15 protein-coding genes are annotated in these 17,901 nt (G+C 36.1%); 10 read left to right on the plus strand and 5 right to left on the minus strand.

Annotated elements, in window-relative coordinates; translation table 11 throughout:
- Positions 1-47: 47 nt before the first annotated feature.
- From trmFO to F5ESL0260_RS04610, 5 genes are read left to right on the plus strand one after another with little or no spacing between them, the layout of a single operon-like run.
- On the plus strand, positions 48-1,364 hold the full coding sequence (gene trmFO / locus F5ESL0260_RS04590; RefSeq protein ID WP_122026075.1) for a methylenetetrahydrofolate--tRNA-(uracil(54)-C(5))-methyltransferase (FADH(2)-oxidizing) TrmFO: 1,317 nt from the start codon (positions 48-50) through the stop codon (positions 1,362-1,364).
- Positions 1,365-2,291: a site-specific tyrosine recombinase/integron integrase gene (xerA, locus tag F5ESL0260_RS04595; protein ID WP_122026041.1), complete on the plus strand. Its 927-nt coding sequence runs from the start codon at positions 1,365-1,367 to the stop codon at positions 2,289-2,291.
- Entirely contained in the window at positions 2,291-2,815 is a 525-nt protein-coding gene (hslV, locus tag F5ESL0260_RS04600) for an HslVU peptidase proteolytic subunit (protein WP_046324812.1), read from the plus strand. Before xerA ends, hslV begins: the two co-directional genes overlap by 1 nt.
- Before the next feature lie 17 nt (positions 2,816-2,832).
- Positions 2,833-4,242, plus strand: coding sequence for an ATP-dependent protease ATPase subunit HslU (hslU, locus tag F5ESL0260_RS04605; RefSeq protein WP_122026042.1), 1,410 nt, complete (start codon positions 2,833-2,835; stop codon positions 4,240-4,242).
- Between the two features lie 18 nt (positions 4,243-4,260).
- Entirely contained in the window at positions 4,261-5,151 is an 891-nt protein-coding gene (locus tag F5ESL0260_RS04610; protein ID WP_122026043.1) for an aldose 1-epimerase family protein, read from the plus strand.
- 148 nt (positions 5,152-5,299) lie between these two features.
- On the opposite strand, the gene plsY is transcribed toward F5ESL0260_RS04610, so the two are convergent.
- A complete protein-coding gene (gene plsY / locus F5ESL0260_RS04615) occupies positions 5,300-5,935 on the minus strand; it encodes a glycerol-3-phosphate 1-O-acyltransferase PlsY (RefSeq protein ID WP_122026044.1) in 636 nt (211 codons plus the stop codon).
- A 95-nt stretch (positions 5,936-6,030) separates the two neighbouring features.
- Here plsY and parE point away from each other — a divergent pair, with 95 nt between their 5' ends.
- From parE to F5ESL0260_RS04635, 4 genes are all read left to right on the plus strand, one after another.
- On the plus strand, positions 6,031-7,989 hold the full coding sequence (parE, locus tag F5ESL0260_RS04620) for a DNA topoisomerase IV subunit B (RefSeq protein WP_233557710.1): 1,959 nt from the start codon (positions 6,031-6,033) through the stop codon (positions 7,987-7,989).
- A gap of 16 nt (positions 7,990-8,005) precedes the next feature.
- Positions 8,006-10,459 carry a DNA topoisomerase IV subunit A gene (gene parC / locus F5ESL0260_RS04625; protein ID WP_122026045.1) on the plus strand — a complete coding sequence of 818 codons (2,454 nt, stop codon included), beginning with the start codon at positions 8,006-8,008 and terminating at the stop codon, positions 10,457-10,459.
- A 139-nt stretch (positions 10,460-10,598) separates the two neighbouring features.
- Positions 10,599-11,534: a LysR family transcriptional regulator gene (locus F5ESL0260_RS04630; protein ID WP_122026046.1), complete on the plus strand. Its 936-nt coding sequence runs from the start codon at positions 10,599-10,601 to the stop codon at positions 11,532-11,534.
- 135 nt (positions 11,535-11,669) lie between these two features.
- Entirely contained in the window at positions 11,670-12,599 is a 930-nt protein-coding gene (locus F5ESL0260_RS04635) for a manganese-dependent inorganic pyrophosphatase (RefSeq protein WP_122026047.1), read from the plus strand.
- A gap of 41 nt (positions 12,600-12,640) precedes the next feature.
- Here F5ESL0260_RS04635 and F5ESL0260_RS04640 read toward each other — a convergent pair whose 3' ends face one another.
- Positions 12,641-13,000 (minus strand): helix-turn-helix domain-containing protein, encoded by a 360-nt coding sequence (locus F5ESL0260_RS04640; protein ID WP_034979176.1) that lies wholly within the window; start codon positions 12,998-13,000, stop codon positions 12,641-12,643.
- Positions 13,001-14,497: 1,497 nt separating this feature from the next.
- Between F5ESL0260_RS04640 and xerS the strand changes: the two genes are divergently transcribed.
- Positions 14,498-15,583 (plus strand): tyrosine recombinase XerS, encoded by a 1,086-nt coding sequence (xerS, locus tag F5ESL0260_RS04645; protein WP_122026048.1) that lies wholly within the window; start codon positions 14,498-14,500, stop codon positions 15,581-15,583.
- 18 nt (positions 15,584-15,601) lie between these two features.
- Here xerS and F5ESL0260_RS04650 read toward each other — a convergent pair whose 3' ends face one another.
- The 3 genes from F5ESL0260_RS04650 to F5ESL0260_RS04660 all read right to left on the minus strand — a co-directional run bounded on the left by F5ESL0260_RS04650 (position 15,602) and on the right by F5ESL0260_RS04660 (position 17,654).
- Positions 15,602-16,237, minus strand: coding sequence for an NUDIX hydrolase N-terminal domain-containing protein (locus tag F5ESL0260_RS04650; RefSeq protein WP_122026049.1), 636 nt, complete (start codon positions 16,235-16,237; stop codon positions 15,602-15,604).
- Positions 16,238-16,285: 48 nt separating this feature from the next.
- Complete coding sequence (locus tag F5ESL0260_RS04655) at positions 16,286-17,164, minus strand: DegV family protein (RefSeq protein WP_122026050.1); 879 nt, start codon at positions 17,162-17,164, stop codon at positions 16,286-16,288.
- A gap of 88 nt (positions 17,165-17,252) precedes the next feature.
- Entirely contained in the window at positions 17,253-17,654 is a 402-nt protein-coding gene (locus F5ESL0260_RS04660; RefSeq protein WP_199700506.1) for a MarR family winged helix-turn-helix transcriptional regulator, read from the minus strand.
- Positions 17,655-17,901 lie beyond the last annotated feature (247 nt).

Here is a 17,901-nt window from a genome sequence, read left to right on the forward strand (position 1 = left end):
ATATTCTTGTATATAAGAAAATAATTTTAGTAAAGGAATATGATGATATGCCTGAAAAAGTAACTGTAATCGGTGGTGGCTTAGCTGGTAGTGAAGCAGCTTGGCAATTAGCTAAACGTGGAATCACGGTTGATTTTTATGAAATGCGTCCGGAAAAAATGACTCCTGCTCATAAAACTGACCAGCTGGCCGAACTGGTATGTACCAACTCAATGCGTTCGAATCAATTATCTAATGCGGTTGGGTTATTAAAAGAAGAAATGCGGCAACTTGATTCACTAATTATGGCGGCTGCTGATTATTCTCAAGTTCCAGCAGGAGGAGCACTTGCAGTTGATCGGACTGAATTTAGCGGCTATGTCACAAGCAAGTTGCATTCTTTACCTAACGTTAATTTTTACACCAAAGAAATTACACAAATCCCGTCTGACACGATTGCCATTGTTGCAACGGGTCCTTTAACTAGTGACAAGCTTGCCGCAGAAATACAAAGGTTTTCTGGTGCAGAAAGTTTGCATTTCTTTGATGCCGCAGCTCCGATAATTGCTGCTGCTTCAATCGATATGAACATCGTTTATAAGAAATCACGTTATGATAAAGGAGAGGCTGCATATTTAAATTGCCCCATGACAAAAGAAGAGTATGAGAATTTTGCGCAGGAATTAGTTAATGCCGAAACGGCTGAAGTTCACGACTTTGAAAACAGTGATGTTTTTGAAGGTTGCATGCCGATTGAGGTAATGGCAAAAAGAGGACCTAAGACAATGCTTTTTGGTCCCCTTAAGCCTGTAGGGTTAGAAGATCCGACTACTGGCAAAATTCCTTATGCCGTGGTTCAGCTCAGACAGGATAATGCAATAGCATCAATGTATAATATAGTTGGTTTCCAAACGCATCTTAAATATGGCGAACAGAAACGCGTTTTTTCAATGATTCCCGGTCTTGCTCATGCTCGTTTTATTAGGTATGGTAAAATGCATCGTAATACTTACATGGCTTCACCTGCAGTTTTAACACCAGCATATGAGGCAAAAAAGCAGCCTGGCTTATTTTTTGCCGGTCAAGTTACCGGGGTTGAAGGCTATGTTGAAAGTGCCGGCAGTGGTCTTGTTTGTGGAATTAATGCTGCCAGAAGAGCTAATGGGCAAGAACCGGTGACTTTTCCCAAATTAACTGCTTTAGGTTCGATGGCTAATTATGTCACTAGCGCTGATATGAAGCATTTTCAGCCAATGAATGCCAGCTTTGCACTAATACCTGGACTAGAAGGGCCTAAGGTTCGTAATAAGAAAGAACGTCATTTACAAATAAGCCAGAGAAGTTTAGAGAGCTTGAAGGAATTTCAACAGAAAGTATTGAATTAAATGAATGAACAACAAGATGATTTACTAATTCTTTTTACCGACTATTTACTCAATGAGCGTCAGTACAGCCCTAAAACAATTAGTTCCTATCAAGCCGACTTAAAATCTGCAAAAAGGTTTTGGCAGGATTCAGGGGGATTTGATGGTTGGGAAAAAATAGGTAGAAGAGACATTGAAATATATCTGCAGCACTTAGCCGATCAAAATTTAGCGCGTTCGACACAGTCGCGCAAGATGTCTAGTCTTAGGTCGTTTTACCGCTTTTTAACTAGACGCAAAATTGTTAAAATAGATCCGACACAGACCATAATTCTACGTGCCAAAGAGCGCAAATTACCTCAGTTTTTTTATGCTCCTGAACTTAAGCAGGTTTTTGACTCATTATCTGGAACTGACCCGTTAACTTTGCGTAACTTGGCATTAATTGAATTGTTTTATACTACGGGGATGAGGGTCAGTGAAGTAAGCAATTTAAAAAGAAAACAAATAGATTTAGATTTAAAGATAATTTTAGTTCATGGTAAGGGTAATAAAGATCGGTATGTTGCTTTTGACGATCAGACTAAAGCTGCTTTGGTCAAGTACTTGGAAGATGGTCGTAAGCAACTTTTAAATGATCAGGAAGATTTAGGCTATGTATTTCTAAACAACACAGGAAAGCGGCTAACAGAACGTGGTATCGAGTATATTATGCAAAAAGTTTTCAATGGAGCTGGCATTAATGGTAAAGTACATCCGCACGAGTTGCGCCATTCCTTTGCAACGGCAATGTTGAATAACGGCGCCGACTTGCGTAGTGTACAAGAACTCTTAGGCCATGATAATTTGTCAACAACTCAAATATACACGCATGTAACTATGAGTCATTTGCAGGCAAACTATGAAAAATACTTTGCTCGCAACGATAAGAAAGATGAGGCAAAATAATGACTACAATATGTTCAGTAAAATTTAATGGTAAAACCGCAATTGCTGGTGATGGCCAGGTTACTTTAGGAGAAAAAGTAATAGCCAAAGCTACTGCTAAAAAAATAAGACGTATTTATCATGATCAAGTGGTAATTGGTTTTGCTGGTGGTGTAGCTGATGCTGTCAGTTTGCAGGATATGCTTGAAGGTAAACTGGAAGCTTTTGGTGGAGATTTACGCAGGGCAGCCGTTGAAATGGCTCAGGCTTGGCGTAAAGATGCAACTTTGCAAAAGCTGGAAGCAATGCTGATTGCGTTTAATGAAAAAGATCTTTTGCTAATCTCGGGAAACGGTGAAGTGCTTGAACCCGATGAAAATGTAGTGGCGATTGGTTCTGGCGGAAATTTTGCCCAAGCAGCCGCAATTGCAATGACCAGACATTCCTCTAATATGACTGCCAGTGAAATTGCTCATGAAGCAGTTGAAATAGCCTCTGGAATTGATATCTTCACTGATGATCAGATTATCACAGATGAATTGTAATAACGGAGCGAAAAAATATGGAAACCAAAACACCTAAACAAATAGTTAACTTACTTAATGAATATATAATAGGGCAGGATGAGGCCAAGAAAGCAGTTGCTGTTGCTTTGTATAATCGTTATCGCCGAATGCAACTACCAAAGAAAATGCAAGAGGACATTACCCCCAAGAATTTGTTAATGGCTGGCCCTACTGGTGTTGGTAAAACAGAAATTGCCAGAAGATTGGCCGCAATTGTCAACGCCCCGTTTGTTAAGGTAGAAGCTACAAAATTTACTGAAGTTGGTTATGTGGGCCGTGATGTGGAATCGATGGTCCGCGATTTAGTCAATGAAGCGGTTCGTATGGAAGAAAAGGATCAATTTGACCGTGTTCGCCCTCAGGCAGCTAAAGAAGCCAATAAAATTTTAGTACGCTTGCTTGTACCCGGAATTAAGCGTGATAAGCGAAAGAATCAAATGCAGGAATGGCAAGACATGATGTCAATGATTATGGCGGCTGGTCAAAGCAATGATCAGACTGCGCCAGCAGATCAAGAAGAGATAACAGATGATATTCGCAATGAGAGATTGACTGTTTCAGAACAGTTAAATAAAGGTCTGCTTGAAAATCGTGAGGTTACAATCGAAGTTGACCAGGCTCCAAAGGTTAATCCGATGGGTGACATGATGGGGCAAATGGGAATAGACATGAGTTCAATGCTTAATGATTTAGTACCTAAGAAGAAAATCAAGCGAACACTTCCTGTCAAAGATGCCCGGGAAGTTTTAATTCAACAAGAATCCCGCAAAATGATTGATTATGATTCTCTTTATCAAAAGGCAATTGAACGTACCGCCAATAATGGAATCATTTTTATTGATGAAATTGATAAGATTACAGCTGGCAACCAAAAAACTTCTGGAGAAGTATCGCGTGAAGGTGTGCAAAGAGACATTTTGCCAATTGTTGAAGGCTCAACAGTTCAGACGAAATATGGCCCGGTAACTACAGACCATATTCTCTTCATTGCAGCAGGCGCTTTTTCAGAGTCCAAGCCGAGTGATCTTATCCCCGAATTACAAGGACGTTTTCCAATTAGAGTGGAACTTAATGCCTTGTCAAAAGATGACTTCGTCAAAATCCTTAAGGACCCTGAGGACTCATTATTAGAGCAATATGTAGCACTGATGAAAGCCGATGGAATTAAGTTAGTCTTTACACAAGAAGCAGTTGAGCGGATTGCGCAAATTGCTTACGATGTCAACCAAGGAACAGATAATATTGGTGCCAGACGGTTGTCAACAATTCTTGAGAAATTACTAGAAGATGTCTTATACGAAGGCCCGGACATGACGATGGGAGAAATTACAGTAACTGAAGCATATGTTAATGAAAAACTTAGTGATATAATAACAAATAAAGATCTAACTAAGTTCATTCTTTAACAAAGGTGATGATTAAACATGAATTACACTATCAAAAATAGCATTCTTAAAGTTGAAATTGCTAGTAAGGGTGCTGAAGTGCAAAGTGTAAAAAGTTTACATAGTGGATATGAATATATTTGGCAAGCAGATCCTCAAGTTTGGAATAGACATGCACCTGTTCTTTTTCCAATAGTTGGAAGACTAAAAAATGACGAATACACTTACCAAGGAAAAACCTATCATTTAACTCAACATGGTTTTGCCCGTGATTTAGAGTTTAAAGTGGTAAGTCATACAGATGAAAGTATTACATTTTTGCTGACGGATTCTGAAGCGACCCGGAAAGTTTATCCCTTTAAGTTTGAATTGCGGGTAAATTACAATTTACTCAATAATCTATTGGAAGAAAACTTTACCGTTGTTAACAAAACGGATGGTGAAATGATATTTGGTATTGGTGGTCATCCTGGATTTAATATCCCTACAAGTAATACTTTAACCAAGGAAGATTTTTACTTTAGTACCAAACCTTCTCGTGCACGTGTTCATATCCCTTTGAAAGGTGCATATTTGGACTGGCCTAATCGGTCATTGGCTTCTACTAACAGCTTAATTACACTTAGCGATCATCTGTTTAAAAATGACGCGCTAATTTTTCAAATGCGGGGCCACGATAATAGGGTATCTTTAAAAACTGATGCTAATAATTTTCATGTAAATGTGTGGTTGCGAGATGCACCATTTGTGGGCGTGTGGTCACAATATCCAACAACTGCCGATTATGTCTGTATTGAACCGTGGTGGGGGATAGCAGACCGTGCTGATACCAACCAAAAGCTGGAAGAAAAGTATGGTATGAACCATCTTGCAGCTGGAGGAACCTTTACAGCTGGTTTTAGCATGGCTTTCCATGATCAAGATGAATAATTTTTTAGTTCAAGATAGCAAAAGAGGAAGTACGAGACTTCCTTTTTTCATGCCTTAAAAATAAAAAACAAATATTGCGAACAAATGTTCATAAGTTTATAATGAAATAGCTAGCTGTTGAAGCTAGCCGTATTTATTTTAATGGTATTTATAGTTGGTGGTGTCTTTTCTTATACCAATACCACAAGCCAAAAGGAATTATGTTTTCTTGGTGCTGTAATAAGCGCTTAATATTGCTTCTGTGACGAATAAACAAGATAATCATGATGCAGCCGACAATAATTTCCAAAAAAACATCATGAAAAAAGAAAGTTGTAATAAATATCAAAACTACAGCAATCAGGCTTGAAAGACTTACATAAGACGTGATAAAAACTAATGGTAGAAAAATAAGAGCGCAAATGCCGAAAAACTTGAGATTATAACCTAAAAAGAGCCCGGCACTGGTTGCTACAGCTTTTCCGCCCTTAAATTTGAGAAAAATAGAGAATGTGTGTCCCAAGATTGCCAGGCCACCACATATTAGCAGAACATATTTGGGCATATTAAGATGAAATATACTTGGTAAGTTGGTAGCGAGGGTTCCTTTTAAAACATCAACGATGAGAACCACACTGCCGGCAAATGGTCCGAAGACGCGAAAAGAGTTGGTAGTGCCAATGTTGCCGGAGCCATAGTCTCTAATATCTTCAGCAAAAAAGATTTTACCGACGATCACGCCTGTAGGAAATGACCCTATCAAATATGCTAGAATAAATATCAGAATTAAATTTAAATTTATCATTTTTATCCCACTCTCTTAAAGTCTAATGCTATTTTAGCAGAGATTATTGCGTTTGCGGGCTAAATAATAAATGATTTTTAACTGGAGGAGTCTATTTGGTTAAAACAAATAAAAAAATAAATTCTTATGATGACTCATCAATTCAGATTCTTCATGGTCTGGAAGCCGTGCGTAAACGTCCAGGCATGTACATTGGCTCAACCGATGTGCATGGCTTAAACCAGCTAGTCTACGAAATTGTAGATAACTCGGTTGATGAAGCAATGGCCGGATTCGGTAACGAAATTGATGTGACGATTCATAAAGATAACAGTGTGACGGTTCGTGACTTTGGCCGGGGTATGCCTACTGGAATGCATAAATCGGGTAAACCAACTATCGAAGTCATCTTAACCGTTTTACACGCTGGGGGTAAATTTACCGAGCAAAACTATAAAACCTCAGGTGGGCTTCATGGTGTTGGATCCTCTGTGGTTAATGCTCTTTCCAGTTATATGGCTGTCAAAGTTGTGCGAGAAGGCACTGCCTATGAAGAAGAGTTCAAAGATGGTGGTCATCCAGTTGGGACTTTAAAATGTTTGGGTAAAACTAAAGAGCCGACAGGAACTACCATTACTTTTAAACCTGATGAAAAAATCTTTTCAACAATCAGATATAAATACGAAACTATTCAAGAGCGCATCAGGGAGTCTGCTTTTCTGTTAAAGGGCGTGCGCTTTGTTTTAACTGACGAACGTGAACCCGAACATCATGATGACTTTAAATATGATGATGGCATTAAAGCTTTTGTCTCATATCTCAATGAGGGCAAAGATTCTTTAAGCGATGTTTTTTATTTTTCCGGAAAACAAGATGAAATTGAAGTTGAGTTTAGCGGTCAATACAGTGACAGCTACTCAGAAAATCTGGTTTCTTTTGTTAATAATGTGCGCACTTCAGACGGTGGCACTCACGAAGTAGGGGCCCGTAGTGGCTTTACGCGTGCTTTTAACGACTATGCTAAAAAGCAGGGCTTGTTAGGTAAAAAAGATAAAAACATTGACGGGTCGGATTATCGCGAGGGCTTAAGCGCTGTGTTATCAGTCAAGATCCCTGAAGAGCTGTTGGAGTTTGAAGGGCAGACTAAAGGTAAACTGGGCACTCCGCAAGCAAGATCTGTTGTTGATGCAATCGTTTATGAAAAAATGTCATACTACCTGATGGAAAAAGGCGAGCTGGCTCAAGAGCTGGTAAAAAAGGCGCAAAGAGCAAGGGATGCTCGTGAAGCTGCCAAAAAAGCGCGCAATGAAAGTCGAAATGGTAAAAAACGGCGCAAAAAAGAAGTGCTTTCAGGTAAGTTAACTCCAGCACAATCACGCAACCCCAAAAAGAACGAATTATTTTTGGTTGAGGGTGACTCAGCTGGTGGTTCCGCAAAACAGGGTAGAGACCGTAAGTTCCAGGCAATCTTGCCTTTACGTGGTAAAGTTTTGAACACCCAAAAAGCCAAGCTTCAGGATATTTTTAAGAATGAAGAGATTAACACTATGATCTACACTATCGGCGCCGGAGTCGGAACCGAATTTAACGTGGAAGACTCCAATTACGATAAGGTAATTATCATGACGGATGCCGATGATGATGGTGCCCATATTCAGATTTTGTTGTTAACCTTTTTCTACCGTTATATGAGGCCAATGATTGAACATGGTAAAGTTTATATTGCTCTGCCGCCTCTTTATCGTCTGCAAAAAGGTCGTGGTAAAAAGGCTCAAGTGCAATATTCCTGGACCGATGAAGAGCTTGCTGCCGCTGAAAAGAAAATGGGTCGCGGTTATACTTTACAGCGATTTAAGGGACTGGGAGAAATGAATGCCGAGCAATTATGGCAAACAACTATGGATCCGGAAACCAGACTGCTTATTCGTGTCAAAATCGATGATGCTGCTTTGGCGGAACGGCGCGTTACCACATTAATGGGAGATAAGGCTGGAGCCAGACGAAAATGGATTGAAGAAAATGTTAAGTTTAGATTAGGCGATAACACTTCAATTTTAGAAGAAGAAAATGAATAAAAGAGGTTTTTAATTAATGGCTACAAAAGAACGAATTCGTGAAATGCCGCTTGAGCAGGTCATGGGTGAACGTTTTGGAAGATATTCAAAATACATTATTCAGGAACGGGCCTTACCGGATATTCGTGACGGGTTAAAACCCGTGCAAAGAAGAATCCTTTATGCCATGTTCCAGGATAACAATACTTACGACAAACCATTTAAAAAAGCAGCTAAAGCTGTGGGTAATATTATGGGTAATTTTCACCCTCATGGTGACAGTTCAATTTATGGAGCTTTAGTCCACCTCTCACAAGATTGGAAAATGCGTGAGCCTTTAATTGAAATGCATGGTAATAATGGCTCAATGGACGGGGATGGCCCCGCAGCTATGCGTTATACTGAATCTCGTTTGAGTAAAATATCTAACATGTTACTGCAGGATATTGATAAAAATACAGTCAATATGGTCCTGAATTTTGACGATACCGAATATGAGCCCACCGTTTTGCCGGTACGTTTTCCCAATTTACTAGTTAATGGTTCTACCGGTATTTCAGCGGGCTATGCTACAGAAATTCCGCCACATAATTTAACCGAAGTAATTGATGCGACTATCTATTTGCTAAAAAATCCTAATGCCACTCTTAGCGATCTGATGCAATTTGTCAAAGGTCCTGATTTTCCAACTGGAGCAATTGTTCTGGGCGAAAAAGGCTTACGTGAAGCTTATGAGACAGGGCGTGGCCGAATACAGGTAAGAGCTAAATCTTCTATTCAAGAAATAAGAGGGCACCGGGAAGAAATTGTAATTACGGAAATTCCTTTTGCTGTTAATAAAGCCCTGTTAGTTAAAAAAATGGATGAGATTCGGCTTAACAGAGAAATTGACGGGATAGCTGAGGTCCGGGATGAAACTGACCGTCATGGTTTGTCAATTGTAGTCGAATTGAAAAAGGGCGCCGATGCACAAAATATTTTAAATTATCTCTTTAAAAATACTGAATTACAGGTTTCCTATAATTTCAATATGGTTGCTATTGATCACATGACGCCAATGCAAGTTGGCTTAAAGCATATCTTGTCCTCATACTTAGAACATGAAAAAGAGGTAGTTACCAAAAGAACTAAGTATGATTTAAATAAAGCTGAAGAACGTCTGGAAATTATCCAGGGTTTGATTCATGCCATGGACATTTTAGATCAAGTGATCAAAGTCATTCGCTCATCAAAAAATAAGGCTGAAGCTAAGAAAAATTTGTCTAATGAATTTGAATTTTCAGCTCGACAAGCTGAAGCAATTGTTTCTTTGCAACTATATAGACTTACTAATACCGATGTAGATGCTTTAGTTAAAGAGCAAACGGAATTAAGCGAAAAGATAGCTCGTTTTAAGGAGCTTTTATCTAATAACAAAACTTTGGAAAAGGAAATAGTTAAAGAACTATCACTTGTTAAAAAAGAATTTGGTAATCCAAGAAGGACCGAAATTTCTTCTGCAAATGCTAAGATCCAAATTGATGAAAAAGCTCTAGTAGCCGATGAACAAGTACGTGTGTTGATAAGTCGCGATGGCTACTTGAAAAGATCTTCTATTCGTTCCTGGCAGTCAAGTGATGATGAAGATAACGGCTTGCCAAGCGGGGATGATGTGGTATTTGAAAAAACAGTATCTACTTTAACCAATTTATACCTTTTTACCAGTCGAGGAAATGTTATTTACCGTCCGGTAAATGAACTAGTTGAGGCAAAGTGGAAGGAAACTGGCCAACATTTGTCTCAAGAAATTGGGTTAAATGATGATGAAAACATTATTCGTGTATTTGACCTCGACAACTTAAACCAAAATGTCAACTTTTTACTTGCTACCAATGATGGCTATATCAAACAATTACAATTAAGTAATTTGCAACCTACAAGAACTTATCGTTCACGAGCAATTACAGCGCTAAAAATGAAAAAATCAGACAGCATGGTTGTTCGCGTTGATTTAGTTAAGAATAACAGTAATGACGAAATAATTTTATTTACTCATAACGCATATGCTATTCGCTATAATTTGGTAGAAATTCCAGAATCTGGAGCCAAATCGTTTGGAGTAAAGTCTGTCAATCTTAAGCCTGCGGACTATGTCATTTCTTATATCTTAATAAATCCTAATTATCTTGACTTGGTTCATGTTGGCATAATTACACAAAGAGGGGCGTTTAAACAATTTAAAGCTAATCTGGTAAATAAAGTATCACGTGCCAAACGAGGGGTACTTGTATTACGAGAACTTAAAACTAAGCCACACCGCATTGTCGCGGTTACGTCTTATGGGCAAGATCATACTTTAATTGTAACCACTAAGAGTAAAAGGCACATAAAGATCTTAACTAGTGCTTATCCGTTAGGTGATAGATATTCGAATGGTTCATTTGTGATTGATACTACTAGTGACGGGGAGCCAGTTAATATAAAACTAAGTAGGCCATCAGGCAATAATTAATTTTAGTTTATTTAATGATATCAATAAATTGTGAAAGTGCTTTATTGAATTATAATAATACTTTGACACAAAGGGGTTTTTGATTGATAATAGCATATATATAGAGCCATATTATTGTTAAGATAGAAGGAATAATATTATGCCTAAAACAGATACAATACTCTCAACCAAGTCCCTACATTATTTTTTGCAATTAATTGATACTATGAATTATACTCAGGCAGCTCAAATCCTGGGCATTACTCAACCGGCTTTAACTCAACAAATTAAGAAAATCGAGCATGCAATTGGAACGCCGTTATTTGGACAAATGGGTAAAAAGCTTTACCTAACGGAAGCGGGTAAGCAATTGCAAACTGGAGCGATTCAATTGCTTGGAACCATTAATTCTGTGGTTAGTGATATTCAAGAATTTACTCAGGCTGACAAGGGTAATATTGCAATAGGTGTTTTAGAAAGTGTTGATTCTGATCTGCTCAGACGGTTTTTGATTGAGTTTAACCAAAAGTTTCCGAATATTACTATTAGTATCTCTTATTTTAACCGGAAAGATCTTTGGTATAATCTTGATAATAATTTAATTGATTTAGGCTTGCTTTATGTTCCTGAAACTGCTAAGAAAAGTCAATCCAATATTCAGAATCAGTATGAACAAATGAAGGTCACACAAGAGAGATTGACAATTTTGACACACAATTCTAATTTTGTGGCAAAAAGGGCATACCCAGTTTCCAAATTTTTAGGAAAAAATTGGGTACTTTATCCGGATGGCTTTTATTTAACTCAATTACTAAAAGATAAATTAGGCTCAAAATTAAATGCTAAAAACGGGTTAAATGTTCCTTTAACCTTTACTTCGACAAAGCAAATGGTTGATACAGCGCAGGAAACTGATTATGAGACAGTTGTAAGTGAATCATATTATCAGCTTAACCAAGACGAAATTGATTTAAAACCAGTATTTTTAAAAGGTGTTCCCAAATTCACAACATCAATTATCTATCGCAAGGGTAAGAAAGAAGTTCCTCGGATTGAAAACTTTTTGGCCGAATTTAAAAAGTTTTTGAAAGTTTAATTCATCTTACAATCAATAAGACATAATCAATTATTTAAACTAAAATATAAATTTAAATTTTTTCTGGGAAGAAAAGGTTTTATTAGGTAAACTAGAAGATAAGTAAAAAAATTAAAAGAAACAGGGGAAAGTTAAATGGAAAAAGAATTAGTTTTTGGTCATCAAAATCCAGATACTGATGCCATAGGAACAGCGATTGCATATTCATATTTGCAAAATAAATTAGGCTACAATACAGAAGCGGTTGCTTTAGGTGAACCTAACGATGAAACAGCCTTTGCCTTAAAGAAATTTGGTTTTGAAGCACCAAGAGTTATTAAAACAGCTGCTAATGAAGTGGATAAGGTAATGCTAGTCGATCATAATGAACCGCAGCAAAGCGTTTCCGATATTGATAAAGTGACTGTAACACATGTTGTTGACCATCATAGAATTATGAATTTTAATACAAGTATGCCTCTGTTTTATCTTGCGGAACCTGTAGGTTGCACAAGTACAATTATGTATGGACTGTACAAGCATTTTAAGGTGGAAATTCCCAAAAATATTGCTGGAATTATGCTCTCAGCAATAATATCAGACACATTATTGCTAAAATCGCCAACTACTACTGAGAGAGATAAAAAGGCTGTTCAGGAACTTGCAGAAATTGCTAATGTTGATTACCAAAAATATGGTTTGGAAGAACTGAAGGCTGGAACCAATATAGCAAGTAAATCGGAAGAAGAATTAATTGATCTAGATGCTAAATCATTTGATTTGAATGGCAAGAATGTTCGGGTTGCTCAAATCAATGTAGTTGACTTACCAGAGGCTTTGGAACGTAAAAAGGCTTTCTTAAAGACAATGGAAGACTCCGCCAATTCTGAAGGCTACGATTTATTTATGCTGCTTATAACTAATGTACTTGACTCAGATTCAACTGCATTAGTTATAGGTTCAGATGAGGCTTTGGCTTCATTTGAAAAGGCATTTGGTGAGGTTAAGGATTCTGAAATTAGCTTGCCAGGTGTTGTTTCAAGAAAGAAACAGGTTGTGCCACCGTTAACTGAAGCTTTTAAGTAATTTAAAAAACACGAAATAGAGAAAATCTATTTCGTGTTTTTTTAATCTTTGTTAATTTCTTTAGCCAAAATGATGAATGATTTGCATACTCTTTCAGCTTTGTCAGGTGACATTTTTCTAAGTTCATTAAGAACCTTCTTAATAAATACTGGAGTATTATCTTGATGATTTTCAACTTTAACTTCTTTAAAGCGATAAGCATTCATAATAATATCTGGTGTAGTTGTATTTAAGGCTCTGGCAATGGAGTCAAGCTTTTGAATACTAATATTCTGGTTTTTGGTACGCTCAAGACGGGAAATAAAATTGACCGATAAATCGCTTAATTCAGCGAGATCCTCCTGGGTTAATTTCTGTTCACGTCGCCTGCGACATATTTCTTTTCCTAAATTTATACTCATGGAATAAATTCAACCCTTTCAAAAAAATAAATCCATATTCTATAATAACAGATTAATTATAGAATTAAACATTAAAATAAAAAAATAATGAATAAAACACTTGCTTTTAGCAAAATTAAACTCAAACTAAATGTTTTAAACTATACCCCACATAGTATTGTAAGCTATTTTTTGGGAAAATAAAATAAAAAAGCACCAATTAATAAACCTAAAGTGAAAAAGGAAAGATTGGCAAATATTATATCAAAGACTGCTTTCGCTTGCCAGGGCTGCGAGTAGAAAGACACTTGCTCAAAAAAGAGCACAACTAAATGGGTTTATATATTTATCAAACTTAGAAAGCGCTTTTATTTATATTTTTCCATATTTATGCTAGTTATTTTGAATATAGAAATTAACTGCGGATAGATTAACTATATTTTGGGGTAGTATGTTATAACTGTTCGGGTAATTCTTATATTGCAAGTTAAAATTAAACTGAAATTTCTATCTCAATCATAAAAATACACTGTCAGTCTTTATCAGAAAACTTTTAGCGAATTTTGAATATCAAGTAATTTTTGCTTGAGTTCAAGCGGGTGATTTAGGTTTGATATATTTCATCATACTGCAGTAATAAGATTAAACTTCGTATAATATATATTATGTAAAGTTATATTAGAAATTAAAGATAGAGGGCTGATGGACAAATACCTTGCTTAAATGTTCTAAACTAAAAATTTTTAATGCTCACACAAGTATTTAGAGTCTTTTAAAATTCAAAAATCGCTTAACTAATCAGTTAACCGCTATTAATTATCTCAGTATCAGTCAAATTTTTCTGACATAGGCAGATTTCCATATTCAAATTTAAAAAAATAATATGGAAACAACATTTAGTTTAAATTGTAAAAGTTTAAGCATTGAGTGTGAATCATTAGTGTAAGTTTAACGACTTTTTTAAATTGTATAAATCAAAAGTGCGCGAATTACTAAAAATAGTACTATTACGTCTACGTCACTTTTGTTTTATTGCTTTCATTAAAATTATAGTTTTAATGAAAGCAAATAAAGGAAATATTGCAGTCAGAGTTTCATTTACATCAGACGTTAAAGCTCACAATTTAGCAATTAACGAGCAAAATTTTAAGCTGGATATATTAAATTTTGCTATAAATATAAAGTATAGCTTTTAGATAAGCCTGCCTTCCCCCTCTTTAAAGCTACGCTACAGTCCAGCTTTAATTACTTGAATTTCACTCCTAATGCCCCCTAATTTTGTTCTAAATACTATATTTTATCTATTAATTGTTGGACTTAAATAGTCAAATCACCCTCTTAATTTCCAGCAAATTAAGCTACAGTTTAAAATAATCTATATGCTAAATTCATTTGAGCGAGTGCCTATTTATTTTCCCTTTCTTATTTAGAGTAATAAGAACAAAATAGACAAACATACATTCTGGTTTTGCTTTATAATAGAATACATAATTATTTTAGTCAGGAGAATTTTGTTACGTGGAAACCAAAAAATACTTAGATCTAATCGATGATGAATTAAAAAAAATGCCGGATTTTGTCAAAGATTATAACTTTGGCACCAATCATTCTTTAGCTACATCCTATCAATATTTAACAGAAATCAGACGTTTTTTTGATTGGCTGCGCCAAGAAGGCATTTCACAGGCAAAAAATAATCAGACAATTGAAACCAAAACTTTGGCCAAATTGCAACGCAATGACATTATGCTTTACATCAACTATTTAGGCCACGTCAAAAATAAGCAGGGTAATCTTAACTCCCCCACTACCATCAACCGTTCCATAAATGCGTTAAGGTCCTTGTTTAAGTTTTTAACCATAACTGCCGACAATATTAATGGTCAGCCATATTTTGAACGAAACGTAATGCTTAAAATTGATTCCCTCAATAATACTGAAACGCTGAACTACCGCGCACACGTCTTAGAATCACACATGTATACCGGCAAATTAAAGTATCAGTTTCTAGACTTTATTGCTACTAAATATGAACTTCAATGCAATAAACATGCTCTACCTGGTTTTAAAGTTAATAAAGAACGTGATATGGCAATTATTGCATTAATTTTGGGAACAGGAATAAGGGTCTCAGAATGCGCAGGAATTGATGTTTCTGACATTAATTTTAAAAAGGCTACGTTAGACGTAACACGTAAAGGTGGTCAAAGAGACAGCGTTCCAATTGCCGAATGGACAATAATTTATATCAGACGATATCAAAAGATTCGCCAGGAACGTTATTCAGCCTCAAAAAAAGATTCAGCATTCTTTCTTACACGGTGGCACAATAAAACCAGAAGGATTACTGCCAGTGCAATTGAAAAGATGGTTAATAAATATTCAGCTGCCTTTGGTCATCCACTTACCCCTCATAAATTGCGCCATACTGTGGCTTCAGAATTATATGGTGTGACTAAGGACCAGGTTTTGGTTGCTCAGCAACTGGGACAAAAAGGAACTTCAGCAACTGATTTATATACCCACGTTGATCAAAAAAAGCAAAGGGCTGCATTGAATGAGATTACTGAAGCTGATAAAAATAACAGTAAAAAACAAGCATAATCATACTTGCTTTTTTGGTTATTCGAATCTGGTCTGCCAATTTGAGCTTTGGTTAGCCTCAAAGCACATTTTTATTTCTGCTAAAGAGTTTCGTGGTACTGACAAAGGTGGCAGATTATCAAAGTCAAAGAATGAGCATTTTTCAGTTTCAATATTATTGACAAATTTTCCTCCTAAATCTCTGCAGAGAAAAATAACATTGCATACATTGATAGCGCGTTCAACGCGCTTTTTGTAATGAATGTTAGTTGAATGGTTATTTATGGCAATGAGTTGCTCAACCGCAATTCTATGTCCAGATTCTTCTTCTGCCTCCTTTATACAATTTGCTTTAACCGTCATATTTGGCTCACACCACCCGCCTGGCATTGACCATAAATTGTCGGTAGACTCTTTCACCAGCAAAATTTTTTGGTTATTAAAAATTGCTGCTCTGGTAGATACTTTAGGTGTCTGATAACCGTCATCACTACTAAATAACCCCTTAATCACATCAATCGGCTCACCAGTTTTAGCAGCCATCATCTTTGTGGCAATTTCTCTTATCTGTTGGTATCTTTCTCTATCAAAACGATCGTGGCCGTATTCAATGCCATCTTGAGCAATACTTTGTAGTTCTATTGCCCACCTTGATAGTTGGTCTAATTTTTTCATAAAAAGCCTCAATTTTTTAGCAAAAAAGCAGCCTCTCAAAGGTTGCTCTTACTTTGTTAAATCAATTTTATCAATATCTATCATCCAGCCAATGGCAAAAGATTTTTCTCCCAAATGCGTCGCAATAACCGGACTAAACTTCGTTACTGAAATATTTTGCTTGGGAAATTTCTCCTTTAAAAAGTCCTCTGCTTCTTCAGCTTGACTTTTATCATTAGAATCAATGATAAAAAGTTTAATTTGGTCTTTATAAGGCAACTTATCAATCTTTTCCACTGTCAAGCTCTTAATTTTGATAAAAGCTCGTTTCATAGATCGAATCTTATCAAATGCCACAATATCCCCATCTTTAAAAGTAAGCAGTGGCTTAATGTTCAGCATGGATCCAATAAAAGCAGTTGCATTGCTCAAACGACCACCACGACTCAGATTTTTTAAATCGTTGACGACAAAAATCTCATCTATGGTTGATTTGATTTTATCTAATTTTGCCAGAATGGTATCAAGGTCAACACCATTCTTTATCATTCTGGCTGCAGCTAAAACCAAATTTCCCTGCAGACGAACTGTCATCCTTGAATCTATAGCATGTAGATTATATTTGGGATTGTTTTCCGATATATTACAAAGCGTCTGATAAAATCCTGAAATTCCGCTTGATAATGTAATTGCGATAATAGCCTCATAACCTTCATCATATAAGCGATCAAAAAGACGAACTAAATCACCGCTACTAGGCTGAGAAGTCTTAGGAAAATCTGCTCCTTCTCTTTGCATCTTAAAGAGCTGGTCAGAAGTAATATCAACATTTTCTAAGTACTCTTTTTGACCTATGATTATAGGAATAGATATAACAATAATATTGTTTTTTTCCGCCTCTTGTTTTGTTATGGCGCTGGTACTATCAGTAACTAAAGCAATCTTCATCTAACTTACCTTTCGCTTTTGTCTGTACAACATACAAGAATTATAGCATAAAAAAATAAGTGTTTCGACCATCAACTAGCAGAACAAATTATTTCTCACTTCTTTGCACTAATTCACTGAAAATATGGTTGAAAACTGCTACTTCTTGCTTGCTAATCCCGCGCAGTAGCAATTCTTCAATCTCTTTTAATACACGTTTTAATTGAACGACTTTTTGAAGTCCTGTTTCATTAAGCAAAACAGTTTTGCTTGAATCTCTCTCGGATCTTTTAACAGTAATAAAACTCACTGTTTTTTTCTGTTGTAATTGTCTGCTCAATGTCGATAGCGAAATTTTTAAGTTATCAGCTAAATCTCCCATTTTTAAAGCTGCATTGTCATTTTGATCGAAATATAGCAAAATTCTAGTTTGTGATAAATTTAAGCCACATTTTCTATTTATTTCGTTTTTTATATTTCCCGCAATTGTGCTAAAAGATAAAACATCCATTTAACTACCTTTTCTGATAAAAACCAAAATAACTTATAAGCATGTTTTTAAAAAGTCCATATGTTTTCCCAAAGAAAATTAGTTTGTGAAACAATTGGGTTACCTGTATAGTAATATTATTTACTATTATTTTTTGCTTATAAATATTTATATTGATAACTTTAAATCTATATTACCAGTATATCAGTTTTTTGCAATAGCTGCTTTAAAAAGTAGATTTATAATTAATATATGATTAGTGGTACTC

The sequence above is a fragment of the Lactobacillus sp. ESL0260 genome (genome assembly GCF_003692935.1).
GTDB lineage: Bacteria > Bacillota > Bacilli > Lactobacillales > Lactobacillaceae > Lactobacillus > Lactobacillus melliventris.